Source organism: Salipiger bermudensis HTCC2601, assembly GCF_000153725.1.
GTDB classification, from domain to species: Bacteria; Pseudomonadota; Alphaproteobacteria; order Rhodobacterales; family Rhodobacteraceae; genus Salipiger; species Salipiger bermudensis.
In genome coordinates this window covers 774,023-799,461 of the sequence record NZ_DS022276.1, presented here as the reverse complement: position 1 = coordinate 799,461, position 25,439 = coordinate 774,023, and the positions used below count along the sequence as shown (strand labels likewise).

Sequence of the window (25,439 nt, the reverse complement as noted above, 5' to 3'; positions counted from 1 at the left end):
ACACTCCATTGGATCGCGTGTGATTTGGCAACACGGGGGAAGGACCGCCCACGGTGAGTCCGTGGCGGTTGCGCCCGCGTCCTATTGCAGACAGGGGCCGCGGTCAATAAATTGACGCCAAAGGGTCAACCGAAGAAAGAGCAGCCGTGAACGAAGCCACCCCGCACCCGCTGACGTCCCAGGATTGTCTCGTCGCCCTGATGATCGCCGTCTCGGCCTCGGACCAGAACATCCGCACCGCCGAACTCGTGAAGATCGAGTCCTCGGTCAACCTGCTGCCGATCTTCGCGGAGTACGATATCGACCGCATCCGCAACATGTCGGACCTCGTGTTCCAGCTCTTCGATCAGGAAGATGGGCTCGACGCGCTCTTCGGCCTGATCCGCGACAACCTGCCCGAGCACCTGTTCGAGACCGCCTACGCGCTGGCCTGCGACGTGGCCGCTGCCGACGGCACGCTGCGCGAGGAAGAGCTGCGGCTGCTCGAAGAGATCCGCTACGAGCTCAACATCGACCGCCTGCACGCTGCCGCCATCGAGCGCGGCGCACGCGCCCGGCACCTTCCCGGCTGACGGCGGCTCATCGGCGCATCGCCCTGCCCCATCCCCGGCAGAGATGCGCCGACCGACCAAGGTCGCAAGTCGCCGAACTTTACATAATCTCCCGCTTCAGGCAGTCTGAAATGCGGCAATTACCGCCGTTCGTGTCTTTCAACTGCCTTTTTTGATCCGGGAGCATCCCATGAACCGCATTCGTCTCACCCTGCTTGGTGCCGCCATCCTCTGCCTGCTGCCGATCCTCGGCGCGTCCGGGATCTCGGCACGGTCTCTGGCAGGGTTCTGAGCACAGGCCAGCGGGCCAAGCGCCCCTGACAACACCCCCCCGATGGCTTTCGTCCGGGGAGTTCAGTTCGTCATCAGGCGCTCGCCAGCACCGCCCAGCGCTCGATCAGCCGCGATTGCAGAACCTTGGCGCGGGAATTCCAGGATCGCGCCCCGTCCGGGCGCTCGCGCTGTTCCATGCTGAGCGCCTCGCGGCGCGGGATGTCGCCACAGAAGATCGCGAAGGCCAGTTCCGATCCGTCCGGCAGCTCGGCGAAGCCCGACAGCCCGCTGACGAAGTTCAGCGTGCCCGTCTTGGCCAGCACCTTGACCGGATGCTCGCCACCGCCGCCGTTCAGCTCTCCGCGCATCCGGAAACTCTTGAGCAGCGGCTTGAGCTCGAGCCGGGTGCGCACCTCCTTCATCGCCGTGGCCATGTCGACCGCCGCGATCCGGCTCAGGCCGCTCAGCCCCGAGTGATCGACCAGCGCCACGTTGACCAAGCCCAGTTCCTCGCGGGCCCAGGCATTCATCGCCGCCGCTGAGGTCTCGAGCGAGGTGACCATGCCGGTGCGCACCCGCGTGGCGGTCTGGCCGACGATCTCGGCGGTGAGGTTGGTCGAGTATTTCAGCATGTCGCGCAGGATCTCGAGCAGCACCCCGCTCTCGCGGCGTGCCAGCGTCTCGCCCTCTGGTCGCTCCAGCACGACCTCGGGCGTCGGGAGCGTCACGCCGCGAAATTCTGCGAGCGCCTGAAAGACCTCTCCGGCATAGAGCTCGGGCTTGCGCACCGGCAACCAGCGCGAGCCGCCATTGCCAAGCGCTCCGCGCGCCACGGTCCATTCGTCGCGCGCGCCGCCGTCGGAATAGGTGTACACCGGCCCTTGCCGGGACACGACGCCCATGCGCGCCATCCGGACCGCCGGACGCAGCGTGGCCGAGGGCGCGTCCATGGTGATGTCATAGCCGTCGCTGGCCTTGGCCCACTCGAAATGCACGCGGTTGAAGTTCAGGTTCAGGCCCGAAAGCGCCGGGCTGTAGCCCAGATGCGCCGGCTGCCCGGGGTCGATGGTGCGGGTGAAGGGCAAGGCCGAGCCGCAGACGAGGAACTTGCCCGTCACGCCGGTGATGCCCTTCTCCTTGAGCTGCACCGCAAGCTCGCCGAGGCCGTCAGTGTCGAGCGTCGGGTCGCCACCGCCCAGCAGAACCAGGTCGCCATCGACCACGCCCTCGTTCACCGGGCCGGTGGCGAGGATCTCGGTCGGGAAGCGGTAGTCCGGTCCCAGAGTGTCGAGCGCATAGGACGCGGTCAGCGCCTTGGCCACGCTCGCAGGCGGCATGCCGGCGGCCCCGGCGTGCTGTTCGATCACCGCGCCGGTGGCGAGGTTGATGACCGCGAAGCCGACAGTTCCGTCAAGCCGCGCGGCGTCAATCAGCTCCTCGGCGGATTTGAGCGTGCGCAGGCGGATGTCCTCGCCGCGGGCGACGGGACGCAGCGAAGCTGTGGGCGCGTCCGCCCAAGCCGGTAGTGCGGCGCCAGCGCCGGCGGCTGCGAGCGAGGTCAGGAATGCGCGCCTGGAAATGCCGTGTTTCATGGCGCTGATCTAACCGCAGCGATTGTCCGCCGACAAGCGGTGGCGTCAAAGCAAATGATCACATTTTGCTGCCCGCGGCCCCGCGCAGCTCGGTCGAGCTCAGATTCACAAGCGGCACGTTGACGAAGCTCCAGGCGGGCGGCACCGCGCGCGCCAGCAGACCGGCGGCACGATCCGGCAGCCGCGCGTGGCGGTAGACATCCGCCGCCACCGAGCCGCGCGCTGCCATCCGGCTGCCGGGTCGGGCCAGCACCCCCACCGGCACACGCTCCATGATCTCGCGCCAATCCTCCCAGCGGTGCAGCTGCGCGAGATTGTCGGCGCCCATCAGCCAGACAAAGTTCACCCCCGGAAACCGCGCCTGCAGCTGCGCCAGCGTGCGCGCGGTGTGGCGGGTGCCGAGCAGCCGCTCGACATCGCTCACGATGACCCGGGGATGCGCCATGATCCGCCGCGCCGCCGCGATGCGCTCGGCCAGCGGCGCCGGGCCATGCGCCTTGAGCGGGTTGCCCGGGCTCACCAGCCAGACCACCCGGTCGAGCCCGAAGCGGCGCAGCGCCTCGCGGGTGATGTGCACGTGGCCAGCATGGGGCGGATCGAACGATCCCCCCAGCAGACCCACGGTCATCCCCGGGACCAGATGCAGCCCCGCCTCATGCGCATTCCAAGCCATCGCGGCCCTTCCGTTCCGAAGTGGCGGCAAAAGACACCGGAACGGCCCGCGATGACAACAGCAAACCCGCCCTGCGCTGGTCCCGGCCCGGCAGCATGTCAGCCGGATCGCCGTCGCGCCCGGCCCGGCCAACGCGTCCGCAGACACCCGTCGCGCCCCGTGCGCTCGGGGGCTTTGCATTCCCCCGCCCCGGTGCGATACAGGCGCCCAACCAGTCACCGGAGGACAGCATGGCCAGCTATCAGTACGTCTACCACATGGATGGGGTCTCCAAGACCTATCCGGGCGGCAAGAAGTGCTTCGAAAACATCCGCCTGAGCTTTCTGCCGGGTGTGAAGATCGGTGTCGTCGGCGTCAACGGCGCCGGTAAGTCGACCCTGATGCGAATCATGGCCGGCATCGACAAGGACTTCACCGGCGAGGCCTGGGCCGCCGAGGGCGCCAAGGTCGGCTACCTGCCGCAGGAGCCGCATCTCGAGCCCGAGCTCACCGTGCGCGAGAACGTCATGCTCGGCGTCGCGGCGAAGAAGGCGAAGCTCGACCGCTTCAACGAGCTCGCGATGAACTACAGCGACGAGACCGCCGAGGAGATGGCGGCGCTGCAGGACGAGATCGACGCCAACGACCTTTGGGATCTCGACGGCCAGATCGACGTCGCCATGGAGGCGCTGCGCTGCCCCGCCGACGATGCCGACGTCACCACCCTGTCGGGCGGTGAGCGCCGCCGCGTGGCGCTCTGCAAGCTGCTGCTCGAAGCGCCCGACATGCTGCTGCTCGACGAACCGACCAACCACCTCGACGCCGAGACCATCGCGTGGCTGCAGAACCACCTGATCGAGTATAAGGGTACGATCCTGTGCGTCACGCACGACCGGTACTTCCTCGACGACATCACCGGCTGGATCCTCGAGCTCGACCGTGGCCGCGGCATCCCCTACGAGGGCAACTACTCGAGCTGGCTCGAGCAGAAGGCCAAGCGCCTCGAGCAGGAAGCCCGCGAGGACAAGGCCAAGCAGAAGACGCTGGAGCGCGAGCTTGAGTGGATGCGGCAGGGTGCCAAGGCGCGTCAGGCCAAGTCGAAGGCGCGTATCTCGGCCTATAATGACCTCGCCTCGCAGTCCGAGCGCGAGCGCGTCGGCAAGGCCCAGATCGTCATCCCGAACGGTGAGCGCCTCGGCTCCAAGGTGATCGAGGTCGAGGGTCTGAAGAAGGCGATGGGCGACAAGCTCCTGATCGAGGACCTGAGCTTCTCGCTGCCGCCGGGCGGCATCGTCGGCGTGATCGGCCCCAACGGCGCCGGCAAGTCGACCCTGTTCAAGATGCTTACCGGGCAGGAACAGCCCGACGAGGGGAGCATCGAGTTTGGCGACACGGTGCACATGTCCTATGTCGACCAGTCGCGCGACGATCTGGAATCCGATGCCACGGTCTGGGAAGCGATCTCGGGCGGAGCGGAGATCATCCAGCTCGGCGACGCGCAGATGAACTCGCGTGCCTATTGCGGGGCGTTCAACTTCAAGGGCGGCGACCAGCAGAAGAAGGTCGGCCTGCTTTCGGGCGGTGAGCGCAACCGCGTGCACATGGCACGGCTGCTGAAGTCGGGCGGCAACGTCATCCTGCTCGACGAACCGACCAACGACCTCGACGTGGAAACTCTGCGGGCGCTGGAAGACGCGCTGGTCGATTTCGCCGGCTGCGCCGTGGTGATTTCGCACGACCGTTTCTTCCTTGACCGGATCTGCACCCACATCCTCGCCTTCGAGGGCGAGGCGCATGTGGAATGGTTCGAGGGCAACTTCGAGGATTACGAGGAAGACAAGAAGCGCCGCCTCGGCCCGGATGCGGTCGAGCCCAAGCGCGTGAAGTTCAAGAAGTTCACCCGCTGAGCAAAGCGCTCGGATCGATAGCTTCGAAAGATGGAAAAGGCGGGGATCTCCCCGCCTTTTTTTTCGTAAAGCGCGCTGCGAGACCCAGGTTCGAAAGTGCCCCTATCGAGGTGTCAGGCGCCGCTGCGCCATCGCCGGCTCGCGGGATGGCGATCCACCCGAGGAGCCTCTTGTTTTATCGCAGCCAAGTCCGAAGGACCTCGACACGCGGCTTGGATGTCATCAAATCGCCAGCCCGGGGGGCGGGCCGGCGATTGCGCGGCGGCCTACGGCCTTGTCCCGCGCTTGGGAACCGCACGTCTGCAAAACCTCACAGAGCCCGGCGGATCGTCCGCACCGCCTTCGAGGCGATCTGGCTCTCGACGCTGCGCCCACGTTTCACCTTGTGATGACGCACCGGGCGGTTCCGGACGGGGGTGCCGGCATGATGGCCCCCGCGCTTGCTGCGGGCATAGGCCGACAGGGCCTTCTTTGCGATACGCTGGATCGACATCGGTTTCTCCTCTCCTAAGCGTTGTTTCTGCGGCAGAAACGCCCGGAACGGGAAAGCCGTTCCACATCTCGCGTCAAAGCTTGTGCGACTCAAACCGTCATGTCATATCTCAGACTGCTACTCTCTATCCGACCTGTTCCTTTCACGGCCGCTGTCGAGACTAGACGACGACGCCGGGCCGCAGCATCTCCGCGTGCGGCAAGACAAGGAAAGGGTTCATCCCATGCCAACTGGCACCGTGAAGTGGTTCAACACCACCAAAGGCTACGGCTTCATCGCTCCCGAGGGCGGCTCCAAGGACGTGTTCGTGCACATCTCCGCACTCGAGCGCTCCGGCCTGACCGAGCTCAAGGACAACCAGAAAGTGTCCTACGAGCTGCAGTCCGGCCGTGACGGCCGCGAGAGCGCCATCAATCTCGAGCTGCTCTGATCCATCTGATCAGACCGGCCAGAAGGCGCGCCCCCGGGCGCGCCTTTTTCGTTTGCAGCCTCACTTTAAGCACCCTCAGGCGCCGAACAGGCGCCAACCGGTAAGCCAGCGCGTCAGCGTGGTCACGAAACAGGCGGCGGCAAAGACCAGCGCCAGCACCGGGAACAGTCCCGGCAGCAGGCAGATCAACACGAAGAGACCGATGGTCTCGGCCCCCTCGGTCAGCCCACCAAGATAGAAGATGCCCTTTGACGGGTAGTCCTCCGATGTGAGACCGCGCCGCTCGGCGATGATCGAGAAGGCGAGGAAGGACGACCCGGTGCCGACGAAGCTCGCCACCAGAACCACCGCCGGCAGCGCGTTTGTCGCCGGATCGGCGATGGCGAAGCCCACCGGAAACAGCGCGTAGAACAGGAAGTCGAGGGCGATGTCGAGAAACGCGCCGCGATCCGTCGGGCCGGCCAGCCGCGCCACCTCGCCATCGAGCCCGTCCGCAAGCCGGTTCGCCACCAACCCAGCCAGCGCCAGCCAGAACAGCCCATACGCCGCCGCCAGCACCCCCAGCAGCCCCAGCGCGAAGCCCGCGAGGGTGATCGAGTCGGCCCCCACACCGCGCGCGTGCAGGCGCCCGGCCATGGGGCGTATCAGCCGCCGCTGCAGCGGCAGGAGCTTGGCGTCGAACATGGGGCCTCCCGGTGGTCTCGCGCGACTGTTTCGCGCCGCGCTTGCAAGCGCAACCGCGATCCCGGAAAGTTGAGAGATGACAGAGCTTCCCCCGCCCCCGGATTCCGACGACGACCCCGACCCCCGCCTGCGCCTGCGCATCCTCTTCGGCGACAGCGCCATGCTTGGTCCGGGCAAGGCCGAGCTGCTGGACCACATTGCCGAGACTGGCTCCATCGCCGCCGCCGGGCGCGCCATGTCGATGAGCTACAAGCGCGCCTGGAGCCTCGTCGAGGAGATGAACCGTGCCTTCCGCGCGCCGCTGGTGGAGCGCAACCGTGGCGGCACCCGTGGTGGCGGCGCAAGGCTGACCGAGACCGGCGAGCGGGTGCTGGCGCATTACCGCCGCGTGGAGCGCGCCGCCGCCGCCGCCGGCGCCGAGGACATCGCGGCGCTGAAGTCGCTGCTGAGCGATATGTCCCACCAGAAATAGCGCTTGCCACGCAGGGGCCGCCCGATATGTTTCTGGAAACATATTGCCCCCGGAGCCGCCATGCCTCGCCCCACCCTACCCTCGCTTGCCGCCCTTGCCCTTGCCGCCGTCGCGGCCTCCGGGGCATGGGCCGAGCAGGTGACGGTGTTCGCCGCCGCCAGCATGAAGACCGCGATGGACGAGATCACCGCCCGCTATGCCGAGGAGACCGGCACCACCGCACGGGTCTCCTTCGCCGGCTCCTCGGCGCTGGCGCGGCAGATCCAGGCGGGCGCCCCGGCGGATGTGTTCATCTCGGCCAATCCCGGCTGGATGGACGCGCTCGAATCCGACGGGCTGATCGACGACGCCACCCGCACCGACCTGCTCGGCAACAGCCTCGTGCTGATCGCCCATGACGCAAAGGCAAACCCGGTCGAGATCACCCCCGATCTGCCGCTGGCCGAGATGCTGGGCGAGAGCCACCTCGCCATGGCACTGGTCGAGGCGGTGCCGGCCGGGATCTACGGCAAGGCGGCGCTTGGCTCACTTGGTCTCTGGGACGCCGTCGCGCCCAAGGTCGCGCAGGCCGACAACGTGCGCGCGGCGCTGGCGCTCGTTGCCACCGGCGAGGCCCCGCTCGGCATCGTCTACGCCACCGACGCCCATGCCGAGCCCGGCGTCGCCGTGCTTGGGACCTTCCCGGAAGGCAGCCATGCGCCGATCACCTACCCCGCGGCGCGCATTCGTGACGGAGACAGCGCGGTTGCCGACGCATTCCTCGCCTATCTGCAAGGTCCCGTTGCGCGCGCCGCCTTCGAGCGGCAGGGTTTCACCGTCCTGACGGAGTAACCGCCCCCATGTCCCTGCTCGGCCCCGACGAATGGCAAGCCGTCGCGCTGTCGCTGCGCGTGGCGCTCTGGGCGACGCTGGCCGGTCTGCCGCCGGGGATCCTCGTGGCCTATGCGCTGGCGCGCTGGGAGTTTCCCGGAAAGCAGGTGCTGAACGGACTGGTGCACCTGCCGCTGATCCTACCGCCGGTGGTCACCGGCTACCTGCTGCTGCTGACCTTCGGCACCCGCGGCCCCATCGGTGGGGCGCTGCAGGAGATCGGCATCGTCTTTGCGTTCCACTGGACCGGCGCGGCGCTGGCCGCCGGGATCATGGCCTTTCCCTTGCTGGTGCGCGCCATCCGCCTGTCGATCGAGGCGGTGGACCCCAAGCTCGAACAGGCCGGGGCAACGCTTGGGGCCTCCCGGCTCTGGGTCTTCGCCACCGTCACGCTGCCGCTGACCCTGCCCGGCATCCTCGCCGGCGCCATCCTCGCCTTTGCCAAGGCGATGGGCGAGTTCGGTGCCACCATCACCTTCGTCTCCAACATCCCCGGCCAGACCCAGACCCTGCCCTCGGCAATCTACGCCTTCCTTCAGGTGCCCGGCGGCGAAGCCTCGGCGCTGCGGCTGGTGGCGGTCTCGGTGGCCATCGCCATGGCGGCGCTGATCCTGTCGGAAGTGCTGTCGCGCCGCATCGCGAAGCGGGTGTCGGGCGCATGAGCCTTCAGGTCGCGATAAGCCACTGCTTCGGCGGCTTCCAGCTCGACATCGCCTTCGAGGCGCCGCCGGGGCTGACCGTGCTGTTCGGGCGCTCCGGCTCGGGCAAGACCACCATCGTCAACGCGGTGGCGGGGCTCTTGCGCCCGGATGCCGGCCGCATCGCGCTTGGCGATCAGGTTCTGTTCGACAGCGCGCGCCGCGTCTGGCAGCCGCCGCATCGCCGTCGCCTCGGCTACATCTTTCAGGACGCGCGACTCTTTCCACATCTCACCGTGCGGCAAAACCTGCTCTACGGGCGCTGGTTTGCGCCGCGCGACAGCCGCCCCGACGAGATTGACCGCGTCATCGAGATGCTTGGCATCGCGCCGCTTCTCTCCCGCCGCCCGGGGGCGCTCTCCGGTGGCGAACGTCAGCGCGTGGCGATCGGGCGCGCCCTGCTCGCCAAGCCGCGCCTGATCCTCGCCGACGAGCCGCTCGCGGCGCTGGACGAGGCGCGCAAATCCGAGATCCTTCCCTATTTCGAGCGCCTGCGGGACGAGACCCGCGTGCCGATCCTCTATGTCAGCCACGCCCCTGCCGAGGTCGCGCGGCTCGCCACCTCGGTCGTGGCGCTGCAGGACGGCCGCGTGTCGCGCCACGGCAGCGCCACCGACGTGCTGGGCGACCCGTCGGTCACGCCGCTCGGAGCGGGCGCGGCCGGCGCGGTGATCGAGGCCAGCATCCTGCGCCACCACGAGGACGGGCTGACCGAGCTCGAGGCGGCTGGCGGGCTGCGCCTGCTGATCCCCTCGGTTCCCCGCGCCCCCGGCACGCCTCTGCGCATCCATATCGAGGCACAGGACGTGATGCTCGCCACACAGCGGCCCGAGCAGATCTCGGCGCTCAACGTGCTGCCCTGCCGCATCAGGGCGTTGCGCATGGGCAACGGCCCCGGCGCGCTCGTCCAGCTCGATGCCTGCGGCAACCTGTTGCTCGCGCGGGTCACGCAACGCTCGGTCTCGGCGCTGGGGCTGCAAGACGGGCAGGAGGTCTTCGCCGTTCTGAAAGCGGTTTCCGTGGCCAAGGGCGCCATCGCAGGCGGCCCGCAGCCGGGCTGACCACCGTGGTTTCTGCACTGCAACATTCCTGCTGACCTTGCGGGAACCCCGCAGGTCCGTTGGGCGTTCTGATCGGGGTCGCGATCCGTCACACTCCCGATACACGCTGCCGCCATAAGGCGGGCGAGCGAACAAGAAAGACCTTCCGATGCCGTCTTCTCCCGCCGGCAATGACGCCCGCCGCACGATGCGCAGCCTGTTCCTGTCGGACCTGCATCTCGGGGCCCGCGCCAGTCGCCCGTCTCAGGTTCTCGCCTTTCTCAGGAACATCGAAGCCGAGACGATTTATCTTGTCGGCGACATCTTCGACCTCTGGCACGGGGGCCGCGTGCACTGGACCGACGCCCACGAAACCGTCATGGACGAGTTTCGGCAACGGCGCCGCAACGGCACGCGGATCGTCTATCTGCCCGGCAACCACGATGCGGCAATGCGCGCGCCCGACGCCGCCGTCGAGGGCTGGGAACTGCGCGAAGCGGTGATCCACCACGCGGCCGATGATCGGCGCTATCTCGTGCTGCACGGCGATCAATGCGACCCGCGCATCCTGCGCTGGCACGCCATGACGCGGCTCGGTAGTCGCCTCGACGCGATGCTGCGGCAGGTCGATGACTGGCAGCGCCGTCGCGGAGATGTCCCCGCGGGGACACAAAGCCACGCCCAGCGGGTCATCGGCCATGCCAACCAGCTGCTGGCGATGGGCGATCGCTTCGAGCGCCGCCTGATCAAGCTGGCCCGCGCCGCCGGCACCGGAGGCGTGATCTGCGGCCACTCGCACAAACCCGGCCTGCGGCAGCATGGCGAGATGGTCTATGCCAATTGCGGCGACTGGATCGACAGTCTCACCGCGATGACCGAGGACGCTCAGGGCACACTGAGCCTCGTCAAGTTCGCCGCTCCCGCCCCGTCGCCGGCGGCCTCGAAACCCGCCGCCGGAAAGGGCGGCGCACTGGCGGAAGGCATCGCATGACCGATCTGCTCGTCTCCGCGCTCGGCGCGATCCTCGCTGTCACCGTCGCCGCGCACCTGCTGAGCGCCCTCTTGGCCGCATGGCGATATCGCCAGCGTTCCGTGGCTCCGGCGGACGACACCGAGCTGCCCTATATCTCGCTGGTGCGTCCGGTCTGCGGCCTCGACACCTTCGACCGCGAGACGCTTGGCTCGTCGTTCCGGCAGGATTACCCGCGCTACGAGATCCTCTTCTGTGCCCCCTCCGAGACCGACGCCTCGGTGCCTCTGGTGCGCCAACTGATCGCCGAGAACCCGCAGGTCGAGGCGACCCTGCTCTTCGGCGAGACCCCGATCAGCGGCAACCCCAAGCTCAACAACCTGCACAAGGGCTACCGCGAGGCGCGCGGAGAGTGGCTGGCGATGACCGACAGCAACCTGCTTCTGCCGCCCGACTACCTGCGCACCCTGATCACCACGTGGCGCAGCGACACTGGGCTGGTCTCCTCGCCGCCCGCCGGGATCCGCCCGGGCAATTTCTGGGGCGCGGTGGAATGCGCCTTTCTCAACAGCTCGCAGGGGCGCTGGCAGCTCGCCGCCGACAGCCTTGGGCTGGGCTTTGCCCAGGGCAAGACGCTGTTCTGGCACCGCGACATCCTCGAGGCGGGTGGAGGCCTGCCGGCGCTCGGGCGCAACCTTGCCGAGGACGTGGCCTCGACCAAGCTGGTGCGCGCCCAGGGCAAGCGGGTGCGGTTGACGCCAAAGCTCTTCGCCCAGCCCATCGGCAGCCGCCACGCACGCGCGGTCTGGGACCGTCAGCTGCGCTGGAGCAAGGTGCGCCGCGACGGTTTTGCGCTGATCTTCTGCGCCGAGATCGCGCAAGGGCCGCTGCTGCCGTTGGCCGCAACGCTCGGTCTGGTCGCAACGGGTGCCGCGCCGCTTGCCGCCCTGCCCGCGCTTCCGGCGCTGTGGTACGGTGCCGAGATCGCGCTGGCCCGCCTTGCCGGCTGGCCCGCCGGGCTGCGTGACCTGGCCGCGATGATGATGCGCGACGCCTTGCTTCCCGCGCTCTGGGTCGCCACATGGACAGGGCGTGGCTTCACATGGCGCGGCACCGACATGGCGCCGGCCGAGGCCGCAGGCGCCGCGGAGTAAGCTTTGTTCGGACTGGAAACCGTCACCGCCCTGCTCGCCAAGAACGGGCTGGCCATCCTCGCACCGATCGCGGTGCTCGAGGGCCCGATCGTCACGGTGATCGCGGCCTGGCTGGCAAGCCGCGGCCTGCTCGACGTGTGGAGCGTGAGCGTGGTGGTAATCCTTGCCGACCTGTTCGGAGACCTCCTGTTCTACGCGCTCGGGCGCTGGGGGCTGCACCGTCTGCCGCTGCGCTGGCGCTACCGCATGGGGCTGAGCCGGGCACGGCTGGCGCAGGTCTCGGGCCATTTCGAGAGCCACGGCGCGCGCACGCTGGTGCTGGGCAAGATCACCCATTCCGCCGGGGCGGCGGTGCTGGTGGCGGCCGGGCTCGCCAAGATGCCGCTGCTGCGGTTTTTCTGGGTCAACCTGCTCGCCACCATCCCCAAGAGCCTGTTCTTCGTGTTCATCGGCTACGCCTTCGGCGCCGCCTATTCCCGCATCGACGACTGGATCGCGCGGATCTCTTTGCTGCTCCTGGGCGTTCTGGTGCTGGGCGGCATCGCCTGGCTTCTCAAGAGGACGACACAGAAATGACCCGCGCTCTGTCCATCTCCTGCATCATCCCGGCCTATAACGAGGCCCCGCGCATCGGCGCCGTGCTCGATGCGGTGCTGGGCCACCCGTTGATCGACGAGGTCATCGTGGTCGATGACGGCTCCTCCGACGGCACCGCCGAGTCCGCAGAGGCGCATGGGCAGGATGAGTCGGCGCTGCGGGTGGTGCGCCAGCCGCGCAACGGCGGCAAGACGCGCGCCGTGACCCGCGGCATCACCGAGGCGCGCGGCAGCCATATCCTGCTGCTCGACAGCGACCTGCTCGGCCTCGGGCCCGAGCATCTCAGCGCCTTGATCCTGCCGGTGCTGGAGCGCCGTGCAGAGGCCACCATAAGCCTGCGCCGCAACGCGCCGCTGATCTGGCGGATGATCGGCATCGATTACATCTCGGGCGAGCGCGTGATGCCGCGCCGGCTGCTGGCGAACCAGACCGAGGCGCTGCTGAACCTGCCGCGCTTCGGGCTTGAGGTGTTCATCAACCGGCTGTGGCTGGCCGAGGGGCTGCACATCGCCATCGTGCGTTGGCCAGAGGTCGAAAGCCCCTACAAGCACGCCAAGCGCGGCGGCTGGATCGATGGGCTGCGCGCCGACATCGCCATGCTGGGCGACATCTTCCGCACAGTGCCGCCGACCGAGACCATGCGACAGGTGGTGGCGCTGCGCAGCCGCCGGGTCTGAGCTCAGCCCGGCGCCACCAGCGCCTCGAGCATCTCCATGCAGCCGGTAAGCTGGTCGAGCTCGATGAACTCGTCGGGCTGGTGGCCTTGCGCCATGTCGCCCGGCCCGCAAACCACGGTGGGGATGCCGGTCGGCACGAAGACCCCCGCCTCGGTGCCGTAAGACACCTTGCAGAGCCCCCGCGAGAGACTGCGCAGCTTGGCCAGCGCCGGCAAATCGGGATCGGTGTCGAGGCCCGGGTAGGCAAACACCTGTTCCAGCTCCATATGCTCCAGCCCGCTCATGACACGCGGCACGATCTCGTCCGGCGTCTCGGCCGCGAGGTGGCGGATTTCCCAGTCGATAGTGGCGCGGTCGGGCACGATGTTGAGCGCAGTGCCGCCCTGCAGCTTGCCCACGTGCAGGGTCGAACAGGGCACGTCGTACCCCGCATCCTGCGCGCCCTCCTGCATCAGACGGGCCTGCTCGGCCCGAATATTTGCGACCAGATCGCAGGCCCCGTGCAGCGCGTTGCGGAATCGCGGCGCCATCGCCGAATGCCCGGATTCGCCGTGGCTGACCGCGCGATAGGCCGCCTTGCCCTTGTGCCCGGTCGCCATCACCAGCGAGGTCGGTTCACCCACCACGCAAAGCGCCTGCCGCCCCAGCGCGGCCTCAAGATGCGGGATCATGTGCGGAATGCCGCGGCAGCCCACCTCCTCGTCCCACGACAGCACGATCGAAACCGGCCCCTGCGCCTCGGCGGGCTGTTCGGCCAGCGCCAGCGCGCAGGCCACGAAGCCCTTCATGTCGGTGGTGCCGCGCCCGAAGAGCCGCGCGCCCTCGCGCGTCAGCCGGAAGGGGTCGCGACCCCATGGCTGGCCTTCGGCGGGCACCACGTCGGTATGTCCCGAGAGCACCACGCCGCCCGCCCCGCCACGATTGGCGATCAGCCCGGCCTTCTCTCCGCAGGGCGAGGGCACGCGGGTGACGGCGAAGCCGCAGGCCTCGAGATGGGCCTGCGTCCAGTCGATGAGATCGAGGTTGCTCTGGGACGACACCGTGGGGAAGGCGATGAGCCGGTCGAGCAGCTCGAGCACCCGCATCACTCGTCCCCCGGCACGCCATAGGAGGGCGCGGCGGAGGGATCGAGCGCGCGGGTGACGTAATCCGCCGCCTGCGGCTGGTAGACCTCCCACGCCCGCGCGATGGCCTCGATCGGGCAGCCGTCGTCGATCCAGTCGCAGCGCAGCTCGGCATAGGGCCAGCTCTCGCGGTCGACGATCAGCATCCCCGCCGAATGCACCGGGCCGGCCTCGCCGCCCGCCGCAAGCCCGGCGCGCATCGCCGCGATCAGCCGGTCGCCCAGCGCGCCGGGGGCCGCCTCGAATCCGTCCACGATGGCCTGAGGCACGGCGTCGTTGGCCAGCAGGTTGCCGCCCGCCGCCACGTCGCGCCCCTGCGCCTGCGTCCAGATGCCCAGCGAGTTCGGCCCGGAATGGATCGCCGTGCCGCCCTGCCCGTCCACCGCGAGCACTTGTCGGTAGGCCATGTGATCGGCGCTCTGCTGCAGTGCCTGGATCGCCGCATCGGCGCCGGCGCCGTCGGCCATCAGATCGAGCGCTCGGGGCCCCAACCGCGGGTCGGTGACGTTCTGCGACGCCACCGCGCCCACCCCGGCGCGGGCATAGGCGCAGCGCGCCGCCACCGCCGGTGAGGAGGACGAGATTGCCACGCCGAACTGCCCGGTCTCGGCGCAGCGCGCCACGAGGGAAAAGGTCATGTCGTCTCCTTGGTCCTGTCGTCCGCCGGGCGCGGGCTCAGTCGGGGATCACCGCCGTGCCGTCGATCTCGACCAGCCATTCGGGCCGCGCCAGCGCCTGCACCACCAGCCCGGTCGAGACCGGGTGTACCCCTTTGATATACTCGCCCATCGTGCGGTAGACCGCCTCGCGGTGGCGTACGTCGGTGATGTAGACTACCACCTTGACCAGATGCTCCATCGAGCCGCCGGCTTCCTCGATCAGCTGTCGGATGTTCTGCATCACCTTGTGGGTCTGCTCGACCGGATCGTGACTGTCGATGTTCTTGGCATCGTCGAGGTTCTGCGGGCACTGGCCGCGCAGCCAGACGGTGCGCCCGCCCCTCGTGACCACGGCCTGCGCCAGATCGTTGTCGAGGTTCTGCTCCGGGTAGGTGTCCTTGGTGTTGAACGGGCGGATGCGGGTATGGGCCATGTCGGTCCTCTTGTTGGTCAGTTTCTCGCGGGCTCTTTGAACGGTCCGCGCAGGTTGGTCGGGCACGGCGCCTCAGCTCGGGATCTTGCCGGCGATCCAGGTGGCGAACTCGTAGTTCGGGCGCTCGAGATGCGACAGCGCGCCGGGCACAGCGTGGCGCGACTGCATACCCTTCCAGACCCGCTCGGTGCAGCCCTTGTCCTCGTCGTTGACGTGGTCGAGCAGGCCCTTGAGGGTCTCGAAATGCTGCTCTGCCTCGGCGTCCGCGGCGAAATCGGGATGCAACCCACCGCCATAGATGATCTTCACGTGGCCGGGGCCGTCCGGGGTCAGGCTGAGATACCAGAAGTAGCCCGGCGTCAGCGTGATCATCAGCGACGGGTAAACCGAGATCAGCCATGTGCGGTAGCGGTCCTCGCCCGCGAGCGCGGTGTTGTCCTTGTGGGCGATCGACAGCGCGATGCTGTCATCCTTGAGGATGTGGTGGAAGTTGAAGCCGGGATATCCCTCGGGGCAGGTCATCTTCTTCAGATCCACCGCCCCGCCGATGGTGCCGCCGTGGCACATCGGCAGGTGGTAGCTCTCCATGAAGTTCTCGGCGAGGATCTTCCAGTTGGTGTTCCAGCGATGCTCCTCGCGGAACACCTCGACATAGTCCTGCATCGGCAGGTAGCCGACGAGGTCGTCCATCTCGCGAAGCGTCTCCTGCGGCTCGGGCAGGTCGGGATCGAGCGTGAGCATGATCCAGCCCTTCCAGTCGACGCAGCGCACCGCCGGCAGGCTGGTCTGGGATTTGCAGAAACTCCGGTTCATCTCCATCGCGGGCGCCCCGCGCAGGCTGCCGTCGAGGCTGTAGGTCCAGGCATGGTAGGGGCAGGTGATGGTGCGGACATTGCCGCGCCCTTCCAGCAGGATGGACATGCGGTGGCGGCAGACGTTCGACATGGCGCGCAAGGTGCCCTCGCGGTCGCGCAACACGATCACCGGCTCGCCGGCGATTTCCATGGTCAGGTAGTCACCCGGCGCCTTCAGCGCATCGGCGCGGCCGGCACAGAGCCAGCTCTTGGCAAAGACATGCTCCTGCTCGAGCGCGAGGAACTCTTCGCTGGTATAGACCGAGACCGGCATCGCCTGCGCGGCCTCGAAGGGCGTTGCGACATTGGCGCGGAGCTCCGCCGCGGGATCGTGGATGTTCATCGTCGTGCTTCCCTGCCACTCGCGCCGGAGACGGACGGGCCCGCCGCCGGATCGAGACCTCTTTCGTCGAGCCTGGACCGCCGCCGGTCAAGCCTCTCGCACGGGTCGGTGCGATGGGCGGGTGCCGGACCAGACGACGCCGCCCCGTTTTTGAGCCGGAGCGGCGATCAGGACCGAGAGTGCCCGAGCCATTGCTTCGGGAAAAGAACAGCCTTCCGAGGTTCGGATTAGGAATAACCTAACGCCAGAGGGATCACAGCTCGGCCATCACCTCGGTGATGCTCTCGCGCAGGATGGCCCCGATCGTGGCGATCTGCTCGGGCGAGAGGATCAGCGTCGGCGACAGGATCAGGATATGCCCCAGCGGGCGGGCAATGAGCCCCTTCTCCTGACACTTCTGCGCCACCTTCAGGCCGATGTTGAGGCTTGGATCGAAGATCTCCTTGGACACCTTGTCCTTGACGAACTCGATGCCGATCATGAAGTGGCTGCCGCGGACCTCGCCCACGATGTCGAGATCCCCGAGCCCCTTGAGCGTGGTCTCGAAGAGCTTGCCGGTGGTGCGCGCGGTCTGCGGGATCTGGTCGCGCTCCATCAGCGCGATATTGGCGAGGCCCGCGGCCGAGGCGGCGGGATGCCCGGAATAGGTCATGCCGTGCAGGAACATGGCTCCGGGGCCCGAGATCACCTCGTGGATCTCGTCCGACAGGATCGTCGCCGAGAGCGGCTGGTAGCCCGAGGTCAGGCCCTTGGCGGTGGTGATGATGTCGGGCTGGAAGCCGAACACGTCCTTCGAGGCGAAGAAATGCCCGAGCCGCCCGAACGCGGTCACCACCTCGTCCGAGATCACCTTGATCTCGTAGTCGCGGCAGAGATCCGCGACGCGGGCGTGATAGCCCTCGGGCGGTACGATGACGCCGCCCGCGCCCATGATCGGCTCGCCGATGAAGCAGGCGATGTTCTCGGCGCCGAGGCTTTCGATCTCGGACTTCATGTCGTCGAGCAGCGCGTCGGTGAACTCGGCCTCGGTCATGCCATCCCCCTCGCGCCAATAGTGTGGCTTGCGAAGGTGGTGCACGATGCCCTCGGCCTTGTGCCAGCCGTCGGAATATTCCGGCGTGGTCATGGCGATGGCGAGGTGGGTGGAGCCGTGATAGGCGCCGTGGCGGCTCAGAACCTTGCGCTTCTGGGGCTGGCCAAGGCGCTTGTAATAGTGGTGCAGGATGCGCACCGCGCTGTCATTGGCGACCGAGCCGGAATTGCCGAAATGCACCTTGTTGAGCGAACCCGGCGCCAGCTCGGCGAGCTTGGCGGCCAGCGCCGCGGCGGTCGGGTGGGTGAAGCTGTAGAAGGTCGAGTAGAAATCCAGCGTCTCGAGCTGCTGGTTGATCGCCTCGATGATCTCGCGGCGCTTGTGGCCAACGTTGACGCACCACAGCCCGCCGATGCCGTCGATCAGCTCGTTGCCTTCGCTGTCGGTCACCATCGTGCCCTCGGCGCCGACGATGGCGGTGCGCGCGCCATCCTGCTTGAGCGCGTTGAGGTCGGCGAAGGACTGCACGAGGTGCACGTCCTCGGTGAGGATGTCGTCGGTGGTCTTGGGCAGGTCGAGGGTCATGATCAGAGCTCCCGGTAATCAGCGAGTTGAGTGGAAAGCGAGGGTTTGGGCAGGTCGTCGTTCACGCCAAGATCGGCGACGAGCAGCGCCTCGCCCCGTCCGGCGGAGACCATCGGCTGGCCCAGCGGATCGGCGATCAGCGACAGGCCCCCGAAGGACAACCCGGCCTCAAGGCCGCAGTAATTGGCATAGACGATGGTGATGCCGAGCTCGGCGGCGCGGCCGGGCACGATGGCGCGCTGCACGTGATCGAAGCCCACCGCGTTGGCGGTCGGCACGAGAACGAGGCTGACGCCCTGCTCGGCCAGCGCCCGCACATGCGGTGCAAACTCCACGTCGTAGCAGATAAGCAGGGCCGCCTTCACGCCGCCCAGCTCGAAGGTGCAAAAGGCGTCTCCGGGCGCGAAGGAGGCCTGCTCCATCGGCCCGAAGAGCTGGATCTTGCGGTAATGCCCCAGCACGCCGCCATCCGCCCCGAAGGCGGTGGCGGCGTTGTAGACCGTTTCCCCCTCGCGCTCGGCCCAGCCGATCGTGAGACCGCAGCCCGCCGCGCGGGCCATCCCTGCAAGCCGGGTTTCCCAGTCGCCGCCGCGCGGCTGCGACAGCCGGTCGTGCAGGGCGGGCTGGTTGTAGCCCGGCAGGAACAGCTCGGGCATGACCAGCATGGTGGCCCCAGCGGCAGCCGCGGCGGTAAGCTGGGTGGAGACGCAGGCAAACGTCTCCTCCGTGGCCCCGCTGATCGCGGGGCCCTGATAAAGCGCGAGTTTCATGGGGCGGGCTTACTTCTTCAGGTTGGTCCAGATCGCATCGTAGAGCACCTGAACCTCTTCCGGGCAGGCCTCGACGAAGACGGTGTCGGTGCCTTCCGGCGGGTTCGACTCGGGCGAGTTTGCGACTTCGGGATCGAGGAACTCGGCTACGCCGGTCACGCCCGCGGAATACTGCGCGTAGTTGGTCAGCGCGGCGGCGTTCTCGGGCTCGAGCATGAAGTTCATGAAGGCCAGCGCGCTGTCGCGGTTCGGCGCGTCCTTCAGCAGGGCGAGGTTGTCCATCCAGACGATCACGCCCTCCTTGGGGAAGGCATATTCGATCGGCGCGCCCTCGCCGCGGGCCTTGGCGGCAAAGCCCGACCAGATCATCCCGGCGCTCGCGTCGCCCGAGACCAGCACGTCCTTGGCCACATCCGAGCCGAAGGACGCCCAGTCGGCCTTGGCCTCCATCACCAGCGCATTCAGCGCCTTGAGCTGCTCGCGATCAGAGCTGCATTGCGGGATGCCGAGATGCATCGAGGCCAGCGTCAGCGTCTCGCCCGCGGTGTCGAGCACGTTGATCTTGCCCTTCAGCTCTTCGGGCGGCTCGAAGATGATGCCGGTGGTCTGGATGTCGCCGTCGAACACCTCGCGGTTCACCGCGAACGAGGTCGAGCCCCACTGGTAGGGCACCGAGCTCTTGCGGCCCTCGTCGAAGGGCACGTCCATCCACTGGTCTTCGATGTTGGAAAGGTTCGGCACTTCCTCGGGGGTGAAGGTGTCGAGCATCCCCTCGTCGCCGAGGATCTTGACCATGTAGTCGCCCGGCACCGTGAGGTCGTAGGACCCGAGCCGTCCGGCCTTGAGCGAGGCCAGCAGCGCCTCGTTGCTGTCATAGGTGTCCATGGTGACCGTGATGCCGGTCTCTTCGGTAAACTTGTCGAGCAGCTCCTGCGGCATGTACTCGAACCAGTTGTAGAGCTTCAGCTCGCCCTCGGCCTGCGCCGCCGTGGCGGCGGCCAGTGCGATCAGGGAGGTTGCAAGGATCGTCTTCATGGGGTGTCTCCGCTGTTGGTTTTTTGTGGTTTTGAGGTGGTCATCATGTCTTGGCCTGGCCGCTGCGTCCGATCAGCCAGGAGAGGGTGACGAACACCACCGAGACGCCGAGCATCAGGGTGGAAATCGCCATGATGTTGGGCTTGATGCCCTGTTTCACCGCGCCGAAGATGGCGGTCGGCAAGGTCTCGACACCGGCCCCTTTCACGAAATTGGTGATCAGGAAGTCGTCGAGAGAGATGATGAAGGCGAGCAGGAATCCCGAGAAGATGCCGGGCATCATCAGCGGCAGCAGGATCAGCCGGAACGCCTCCCAGGGTGTGGCATAGAGGTCCATCGCCGCCTGCTCGTAGCTGTCGGGCACGCTCTGCATCCTTGCTGCGATCGGCAGGTAGGCGAACGGGATGCAGAAGGTGATATGAGCCAGAAGGATCGTGCCGACACCGCCCGAGAAGCCAATGGCGGTAAAGAAGATCAGGCTGGCGACGGCGGTCACCACCTCGGGCACCATGAGCGGCAGGTTGATCAGCGCGAAGGTGGCGGTCTTGCCCTTGAAGCGCCCGGCGCGGTGCATCGCCACCGCCGCCGAGGTGGCGATCAGCGTGGCGCAGAGCCCGGCCAGAACCGCGATGATCAGCGAGTTCATCGCCGCGCGCTGGAATTTCGGCGATTCCGGTCCGGTGAAGACATCGACATACCACTCCAACGAGACGCCGCCCCAATTGGTGATCGAGGTCGAGGCGTTGAAGCTGTAGACCGAGACCACCAGCAGCGGCGCGTAGAGCACCACCACGCAAAGCAGCGTGATCGCGAAGAAGCCGGGGAAGCGGCGCAAGTCGAGCTGCTTCATGCCTTGGCCTCCCGAGTCTGCGAGCGGGCGTAGACCAGCAGCACCACCATCACGATGCTCATCAGGATCATCGCCGCTGCCGCCCCGAAGGGCCAGTTGCCGGCGGCGCCCTTGAACTGCTCTTCGATCAGCGAACCGATCATGAAGCTCTTGGCACCGCCCAGCAGGTCGGGCGCGAGAAAGGCGCCGAGCGAGGGCACGAAGACGAGGATGCAGCCCGCGATGAGCCCCGGCTTGACCACCGGCAGGATCACCAGCCGCAGCGTCGTCCAGCGCCCGGCATAGAGATCGGCCGCCGCCTCGGAGAGCGCGAAGTCGTAGCGCTCGACCGCGGCGTAGATCGGTAGCACCATGAACGGCAGATAGGAGTAGAACAGCCCCAGCTGCACCGCGAGGTTGGTGTTGATCAGCCCCAGCGGCTGGTCGATCAGCCCGCTCCAGAGCAGCATGGCGTTGAGCGGGCCCTCATCGCGGATCAGGAATTTCATCGAGACCGTGCGGATCAGCAGGTTGACCCAGTAGGGCACCGTGACGATGAGCAGCCAGACGGTGCGCATCCGGGCCTCGCGGGTGGCGATGAACCACGCGGTCGGGAAGCCGATGAGCAGGCAGAGGAGCGTCGCCAGACCGGCCTGCCAGATCGAGCGCCAGAAGATCGTGATAAAGGTCCACTCGATGCGCGGCGGCTCGTCTCCGAACAGGCCACGATCGAGGAAGAACTGGTCATATGCGGCGAGCGAGAACTCCCAGATCACGCCGCCGCGGAATTCCTTGGTGAGGAACGAATAGGTGGCCATCAGGGCAACCGGGACCAACAGGAAGACCCCGATGACCACCCATGTCGGCAACAGCAATCTGCTTGCGTTGCCCTTGTAGATTTCCGACGAGGATGCGCCGCCCGGCGCCATCGCCGCCATCAGGCCGAGAGCAGGCGGGCGGCGCCTGCTTCCAGTTTCAGACCCACCTCGGTGCCGCGCTCGGGCAGGCGTGTGGCCTCGGCGTTCTGTAGCCGCACGGTCATCTCCTGACCGCCTGCGAGCTGCGCCTTGAGCTGGATGTCGGTGCCCAGATAGACCTGATCGGTGGCGATCACAGTGAGGTCGGCCTCCGAGGCCGGGCAGAGATCGATACGCTCGGGGCGCAGCGACAGCACCCCCTGCCCCACCGCGCGGCTGAGCGGCGTCGGGCAGCGCAGGGCGCGACCGCCGGGCAGAGAGACCTCGGCCATGCCGTCGGAGATGCCCAGAACCGGCACCTCGATCAGGTTGGTCTCGCCGATGAAATCCGCCACGAAGCGGTTCGCCGGGGCCTCGTAGATCTCGCGCGGGGCGCCGATCTGCTGCACGTGCCCGTCCGACATCACCGCGATGCGGTCGGACATGGTCAGCGCCTCTTCCTGATCGTGGGTGACGAAGACGAAGGCGATGCCGGTCTCGCGCTGGATCTGCTTGAGCTCCATGCGAACCGCCTGCCGCAGCTTCAGGTCGAGCGCCGAGAGCGGCTCGTCGAGCAGCAGCACCTTGGGCTCGGGCGCCAGCGCGCGGGCCAGCGCCACACGCTGCTGCTGCCCGCCCGAGAGCTGACCGGGGCGGCGCTTGAGGAATTGCGACAGGTGCACCAGCTCGAGCGCCTGCTTGGCGCGGCCCTCGGCATCCACCACCGACCAGCCCAGCCGCTGCAGGCCGAACATCACGTTCTCGAGCACCGTCATGTGAGGGAAGAGGGCGTAGTGCTGGAACACCGTGTTGACCGGGCGCTTGAACGGCGGCAGCGGCGCGATGTCCTCGCCATGCAGGCGGATCTGCCCGCCGCTCACCGGCTCAAACCCCGCGATGCAACGCAGAAGCGTGGTCTTGCCGCAGCCCGACGGCCCGAGCAGCGTGAAGAATTCATTCTCGGCGATGTCGAGCGACACCTCGTGGAGCGCAGTGAAGGTGCCGAAGCGCTTCACCACGCGGTCGATGTTGATCACGGTCCCGGTCACGATACCGAACCACCCCCTGCGGCTGTTGTCCCTGTTTCGGGCTATACCACCCGCTCTTATGGCTATACCCTAGGCTCATGCGAAACAGGGGGTATATACCCCCAGAGAGGTATGATGCGAAAATTGCCGAACCTGACGGAGAATTTCCTCGGGCGCGCCATCGCGGCGCTCGAGACCGACGCGTTCGCCGGCCTCTTTTTTCAGTGGCTGATGCGCTGCTACGAGATCGACAACACCACGATGCTGGCCTATTTCCAGAACCGGCCGCCCGAGCTTCTGTTTTCCCATGCGCAGGAAAAGCGTGTCCACGAAAAGCTCGAGGACGACTACCTGACCGGGGCCTATCTGCTCGATCCGTTCCACGCTTTGCACATCGAGCGGGCACCGGAGGGGCTCTACCGGATGCGCGACATCGCGCCCGACCAGTTCACCCGAAATGAATATTTCTCGGCCTATTACCGGCGCACCACGCTGATCGACGAGGTCGCCTATGTGGCCTACCCGTCCGAGGGCGTGTCGGTGCATGTCTGTCTCGGGCGCGATGCCAGCTCGGGCCGGGTGTTTTCCTCGCGCGACATGGAGCGCGCCGAGCAGATCGCGCCGATCGCCTGCGCGCTGGCGGCGCGGCACTGGTCGAACCTGCGCTCGACCGGCGATTTCCGCGACTCCGCCGTCACCGAGGCGCTGCAGAAGCGCATGGAGCAGGAGCATGGCGTGGCGCTGACCGGCAGACAGGCCGAGATCGCGCTGCTGATTCTCAAGGGTCACTCCTCGGCCTCGATTGCCATGCGGCTCGAGATCAGCCCGCAGACCGTGAAGGTGTTCCGCAAGCAGCTCTACCGCAAATGCGAGATCTCCTCGCAGGCGGAGCTGTTCTCGCTGATGATGCCGATGCTGTCCTCGCTGGAGTTCTGAACATCGCCCCGAGGCCAACACGAGAAAGCCCCCCGCATCGTCCTGCGAGGGGCTTCAATCTCTGTCAGCTAGGGCGCGCGGATCAGCCGGCGCAGCGCTGCTCGGCGTCCTCGACCGCGGCGGTGAAGCCCAGCAGCGAGAATGTGTCCTTGGTCTGGGTGCCGCGCGCCGACCGCGCGGTCAGCACCGCGTCGGCGCCGCGCTTCATCGCGGCGATGATCTGACTGTCGTCACCCGAGGTCGCCGGCCAGGCCCATTCGCCATCGGTGTAGAGCTCGAATTCCGAGCCGCCGATGTTCACGCCGACCGTCGAGCCGGGCGCGAAGGGATAGCCGCCGGTGAAGGCCACCTGCCCGTTCACGCCGCCCTCGGGGCGGTAGAACACCATCAGCAGAATGTCCCCGCGGCGCACCGAGACGACGCGGCCGTCCTTGGTGTTCACGCTTTCCTTGTAAGTGGTGACCGCCCAGCATTCGCGCGGGTCGCTGCCCTCGAACACGGACCAGTCGGTGATCGCATTGACCCGGTTCTGGCTCTCTTCCTGAGCGAGCACCGCCGTGGTGGTCAGCGCCAGCAGGGCTCCACCCAGAACTCCACCGAGAATTGACTTCATACCGTGCAGCCTCCAGCTGTCTTGTGCCTCAATCACGCGGTCGGCGCCCGGCCAGTTTCGGCCCAATCGCGCGCGCTTCCGATTTTCTACTCGACGTCGGGAAGATAGACTGAAAAACCTGCGGCCATAAACCCCCTGTTGGCAAGTTATCGCTTAGTTGTGAAGGACCCGAGCATGTCGAACGCGCCCGAACTCATGGTCGAGATCCACCGCGGACCGCTGGCCGAAAGCGCCCATACAGGCCACGCGGTGATCTGCGATGACAGCGGCCAGATCGTGCAGGCCTGGGGCGATCCCGGCAAGGTGATCCTGCCGCGCAGCTCGGCCAAGATGATCCAGGCGCTGCCGCTGGTGGCCTCGGGCGCGGCGCAGGCGTTCGGCCTGAAGACCGAGCAACTGGCGCTGGCCTGCGCCTCGCATCAGGGCGCGCCGCTGCATGTCGATGCGGTCAACGCGTGGCTCGCGGAGCTGGGGATGAGCGATGACGACCTGCGCTGCGGCCCGGAGGTCTCGCGTGACAAGGCGCTCAAGCTTCAGATGATCCGCGAGGGCAAGTGCCCCTGCCAGGCGCACAACAACTGCTCGGGCAAGCACGCGGGCTTCCTGACCTTCAACAAGCATCTCGGCGGTGGCGCAGAGTATTGCGCGCCCGACCACCCGGTGCAGCGCGAGGTGCGCGAGCTGTTCGAGACGGTATCCGGCATGGAAAGCCCGGGCTTCGGCATCGACGGCTGCTCGGCGCCGAACTTCGCCACCACGATGGAGGGCATGGCCCGCGCCATGGCGTGGTACGCCAACGCCCACACGCGACCGGACACGCTGAGCAAGGCTGCAGCGCAGCTCGTCGAGGCGATGATCGCGTTCCCCGAACATGTCGCGGGCCAAGGCCGCGCCTGCACCCACCTGATGCGCGCCGCCAAGGAGCCGGTGGCGATCAAGACAGGGGCCGAGGGCTATTTCGTCGCCATCCTGCCGGAACGCGGCATGGGACTGGCGCTGAAGATCACCGACGGCGCCACCCGCGCTGCCGACTGTGCCGTGGCGGCGCTTCTGGTGCAGCTCGGGGTGCTCGACGAGGCAGATCCGGAGGTGCAGCGCTTCCTCTGCCCGCCGATCCACAACCGCGCCGGCATCGAGGTCGGGCGCATCGCGACGGCGCCCGGCTTCCCCTGACCTGACAG

The 25,439-nt window shown here is 67.4% G+C and carries 28 protein-coding genes; 13 read left to right on the top strand and 15 right to left on the bottom strand.

Going from position 1 to position 25,439, the window contains the following annotated elements; translation table 11 throughout:
- Positions 1-146 precede the first annotated feature (146 nt).
- Positions 147-572 carry a tellurite resistance TerB family protein gene (locus R2601_RS03845; RefSeq protein WP_007793853.1) on the top strand — a complete coding sequence of 142 codons (426 nt, stop codon included), beginning with the start codon at positions 147-149 and terminating at the stop codon, positions 570-572.
- Positions 573-916: 344 nt separating this feature from the next.
- Here R2601_RS03845 and dacB read toward each other — a convergent pair whose 3' ends face one another.
- Both dacB and R2601_RS03835 read right to left on the bottom strand, forming a co-directional pair.
- Entirely contained in the window at positions 917-2,416 is a 1,500-nt protein-coding gene (dacB, locus tag R2601_RS03840; RefSeq protein ID WP_007793851.1) for a D-alanyl-D-alanine carboxypeptidase/D-alanyl-D-alanine endopeptidase, read from the bottom strand.
- Positions 2,417-2,474: 58 nt separating this feature from the next.
- Positions 2,475-3,089: a nicotinate-nucleotide adenylyltransferase gene (locus R2601_RS03835; protein WP_007793848.1), complete on the bottom strand. Its 615-nt coding sequence runs from the start codon at positions 3,087-3,089 to the stop codon at positions 2,475-2,477.
- Positions 3,090-3,319: 230 nt separating this feature from the next.
- Between R2601_RS03835 and ettA the strand changes: the two genes are divergently transcribed.
- Positions 3,320-4,975, top strand: coding sequence for an energy-dependent translational throttle protein EttA (ettA, locus tag R2601_RS03830; protein ID WP_007793845.1), 1,656 nt, complete (start codon positions 3,320-3,322; stop codon positions 4,973-4,975).
- Between the two features lie 310 nt (positions 4,976-5,285).
- Here the strand turns inward: ettA and R2601_RS03825 are convergent, their stop codons facing one another.
- Positions 5,286-5,468 (bottom strand): hypothetical protein, encoded by a 183-nt coding sequence (locus tag R2601_RS03825; protein ID WP_007793842.1) that lies wholly within the window; start codon positions 5,466-5,468, stop codon positions 5,286-5,288.
- Positions 5,469-5,691: 223 nt separating this feature from the next.
- On the opposite strand from R2601_RS03825, the gene R2601_RS03820 reads away from it, so the two are divergent.
- Positions 5,692-5,898 carry a cold-shock protein gene (locus tag R2601_RS03820; protein ID WP_007793838.1) on the top strand — a complete coding sequence of 69 codons (207 nt, stop codon included), beginning with the start codon at positions 5,692-5,694 and terminating at the stop codon, positions 5,896-5,898.
- A gap of 75 nt (positions 5,899-5,973) precedes the next feature.
- On the opposite strand, the gene R2601_RS03815 is transcribed toward R2601_RS03820, so the two are convergent.
- The gene (locus R2601_RS03815) at positions 5,974-6,582 is read right to left on the bottom strand and encodes a CDP-alcohol phosphatidyltransferase family protein (RefSeq protein WP_007793834.1); all 609 of its coding nucleotides are present in this window, start codon (positions 6,580-6,582) and stop codon (positions 5,974-5,976) included.
- A gap of 76 nt (positions 6,583-6,658) precedes the next feature.
- Between R2601_RS03815 and R2601_RS03810 the strand changes: the two genes are divergently transcribed.
- The 8 genes from R2601_RS03810 (at position 6,659) to R2601_RS03775 (ending at position 13,060) form a co-directional block, all read left to right on the top strand.
- Positions 6,659-7,054 (top strand): winged helix-turn-helix domain-containing protein, encoded by a 396-nt coding sequence (locus R2601_RS03810; RefSeq protein WP_007793831.1) that lies wholly within the window; start codon positions 6,659-6,661, stop codon positions 7,052-7,054.
- A gap of 60 nt (positions 7,055-7,114) precedes the next feature.
- Positions 7,115-7,885 carry a molybdate ABC transporter substrate-binding protein gene (gene modA / locus R2601_RS03805; RefSeq protein ID WP_007793828.1) on the top strand — a complete coding sequence of 257 codons (771 nt, stop codon included), beginning with the start codon at positions 7,115-7,117 and terminating at the stop codon, positions 7,883-7,885.
- Positions 7,886-7,893: 8 nt separating this feature from the next.
- On the top strand, positions 7,894-8,586 hold the full coding sequence (gene modB / locus R2601_RS03800; RefSeq protein WP_007793825.1) for a molybdate ABC transporter permease subunit: 693 nt from the start codon (positions 7,894-7,896) through the stop codon (positions 8,584-8,586).
- Positions 8,583-9,683, top strand: a complete 1,101-nt coding sequence (gene modC, locus R2601_RS03795) for a molybdenum ABC transporter ATP-binding protein (protein ID WP_007793822.1) — start codon at positions 8,583-8,585, stop codon at positions 9,681-9,683. Before modB ends, modC begins: the two co-directional genes overlap by 4 nt.
- Before the next feature lie 148 nt (positions 9,684-9,831).
- Positions 9,832-10,653, top strand: a complete 822-nt coding sequence (locus tag R2601_RS03790; protein ID WP_007793819.1) for a UDP-2,3-diacylglucosamine diphosphatase — start codon at positions 9,832-9,834, stop codon at positions 10,651-10,653.
- Entirely contained in the window at positions 10,650-11,786 is a 1,137-nt protein-coding gene (locus R2601_RS03785; RefSeq protein WP_007793816.1) for a ceramide glucosyltransferase, read from the top strand. The genes R2601_RS03790 and R2601_RS03785 overlap by 4 nt, the downstream gene beginning before the upstream one ends.
- Positions 11,787-11,789: 3 nt before the next feature.
- A complete protein-coding gene (locus tag R2601_RS03780) occupies positions 11,790-12,362 on the top strand; it encodes a DedA family protein (protein ID WP_007793813.1) in 573 nt (190 codons plus the stop codon).
- Positions 12,359-13,060 carry a glycosyltransferase family 2 protein gene (locus tag R2601_RS03775; RefSeq protein WP_007793810.1) on the top strand — a complete coding sequence of 234 codons (702 nt, stop codon included), beginning with the start codon at positions 12,359-12,361 and terminating at the stop codon, positions 13,058-13,060. The genes R2601_RS03780 and R2601_RS03775 overlap by 4 nt, the downstream gene beginning before the upstream one ends.
- A gap of 2 nt (positions 13,061-13,062) precedes the next feature.
- Here the strand turns inward: R2601_RS03775 and argE are convergent, their stop codons facing one another.
- From argE to R2601_RS03725, 10 genes are all read right to left on the bottom strand, one after another.
- Positions 13,063-14,145, bottom strand: a complete 1,083-nt coding sequence (argE, locus tag R2601_RS03770) for an acetylornithine deacetylase (protein ID WP_007793807.1) — start codon at positions 14,143-14,145, stop codon at positions 13,063-13,065.
- Positions 14,145-14,822: a DUF1028 domain-containing protein gene (locus R2601_RS03765; RefSeq protein ID WP_007793806.1), complete on the bottom strand. Its 678-nt coding sequence runs from the start codon at positions 14,820-14,822 to the stop codon at positions 14,145-14,147. Before R2601_RS03765 ends, argE begins: the two co-directional genes overlap by 1 nt.
- A 37-nt stretch (positions 14,823-14,859) precedes the next feature.
- The gene (locus tag R2601_RS03760) at positions 14,860-15,276 is read right to left on the bottom strand and encodes a RidA family protein (protein ID WP_007793803.1); all 417 of its coding nucleotides are present in this window, start codon (positions 15,274-15,276) and stop codon (positions 14,860-14,862) included.
- Positions 15,277-15,348: 72 nt separating this feature from the next.
- Positions 15,349-16,473 (bottom strand): aromatic ring-hydroxylating oxygenase subunit alpha, encoded by a 1,125-nt coding sequence (locus R2601_RS03755; protein WP_007793800.1) that lies wholly within the window; start codon positions 16,471-16,473, stop codon positions 15,349-15,351.
- A 253-nt stretch (positions 16,474-16,726) separates the two neighbouring features.
- Positions 16,727-18,091: an aminotransferase class III-fold pyridoxal phosphate-dependent enzyme gene (locus tag R2601_RS03750; protein WP_007793797.1), complete on the bottom strand. Its 1,365-nt coding sequence runs from the start codon at positions 18,089-18,091 to the stop codon at positions 16,727-16,729.
- A 2-nt stretch (positions 18,092-18,093) separates the two neighbouring features.
- On the bottom strand, positions 18,094-18,861 hold the full coding sequence (locus tag R2601_RS03745) for a carbon-nitrogen hydrolase family protein (RefSeq protein WP_007793795.1): 768 nt from the start codon (positions 18,859-18,861) through the stop codon (positions 18,094-18,096).
- Between the two features lie 9 nt (positions 18,862-18,870).
- Positions 18,871-19,896 (bottom strand): extracellular solute-binding protein, encoded by a 1,026-nt coding sequence (locus R2601_RS03740; protein WP_007793792.1) that lies wholly within the window; start codon positions 19,894-19,896, stop codon positions 18,871-18,873.
- Positions 19,897-19,939: 43 nt separating this feature from the next.
- A complete protein-coding gene (locus R2601_RS03735) occupies positions 19,940-20,746 on the bottom strand; it encodes an ABC transporter permease (RefSeq protein ID WP_007793789.1) in 807 nt (268 codons plus the stop codon).
- Positions 20,743-21,663, bottom strand: a complete 921-nt coding sequence (locus R2601_RS03730; protein ID WP_007793786.1) for an ABC transporter permease — start codon at positions 21,661-21,663, stop codon at positions 20,743-20,745. Before R2601_RS03730 ends, R2601_RS03735 begins: the two co-directional genes overlap by 4 nt.
- Entirely contained in the window at positions 21,663-22,730 is a 1,068-nt protein-coding gene (locus tag R2601_RS03725; RefSeq protein ID WP_007793783.1) for an ABC transporter ATP-binding protein, read from the bottom strand. Before R2601_RS03725 ends, R2601_RS03730 begins: the two co-directional genes overlap by 1 nt.
- 114 nt (positions 22,731-22,844) lie before the next feature.
- Here R2601_RS03725 and R2601_RS03720 point away from each other — a divergent pair, with 114 nt between their 5' ends.
- A complete protein-coding gene (locus R2601_RS03720; protein WP_254656031.1) occupies positions 22,845-23,645 on the top strand; it encodes a helix-turn-helix transcriptional regulator in 801 nt (266 codons plus the stop codon).
- A gap of 82 nt (positions 23,646-23,727) precedes the next feature.
- On the opposite strand, the gene R2601_RS03715 is transcribed toward R2601_RS03720, so the two are convergent.
- Positions 23,728-24,258, bottom strand: a complete 531-nt coding sequence (locus R2601_RS03715) for an invasion associated locus B family protein (RefSeq protein ID WP_007793777.1) — start codon at positions 24,256-24,258, stop codon at positions 23,728-23,730.
- A gap of 174 nt (positions 24,259-24,432) precedes the next feature.
- Here R2601_RS03715 and R2601_RS03710 point away from each other — a divergent pair, with 174 nt between their 5' ends.
- A complete protein-coding gene (locus R2601_RS03710) occupies positions 24,433-25,431 on the top strand; it encodes an asparaginase (RefSeq protein ID WP_007793775.1) in 999 nt (332 codons plus the stop codon).
- The last annotated feature ends 8 nt before the right edge of the window (positions 25,432-25,439 follow it).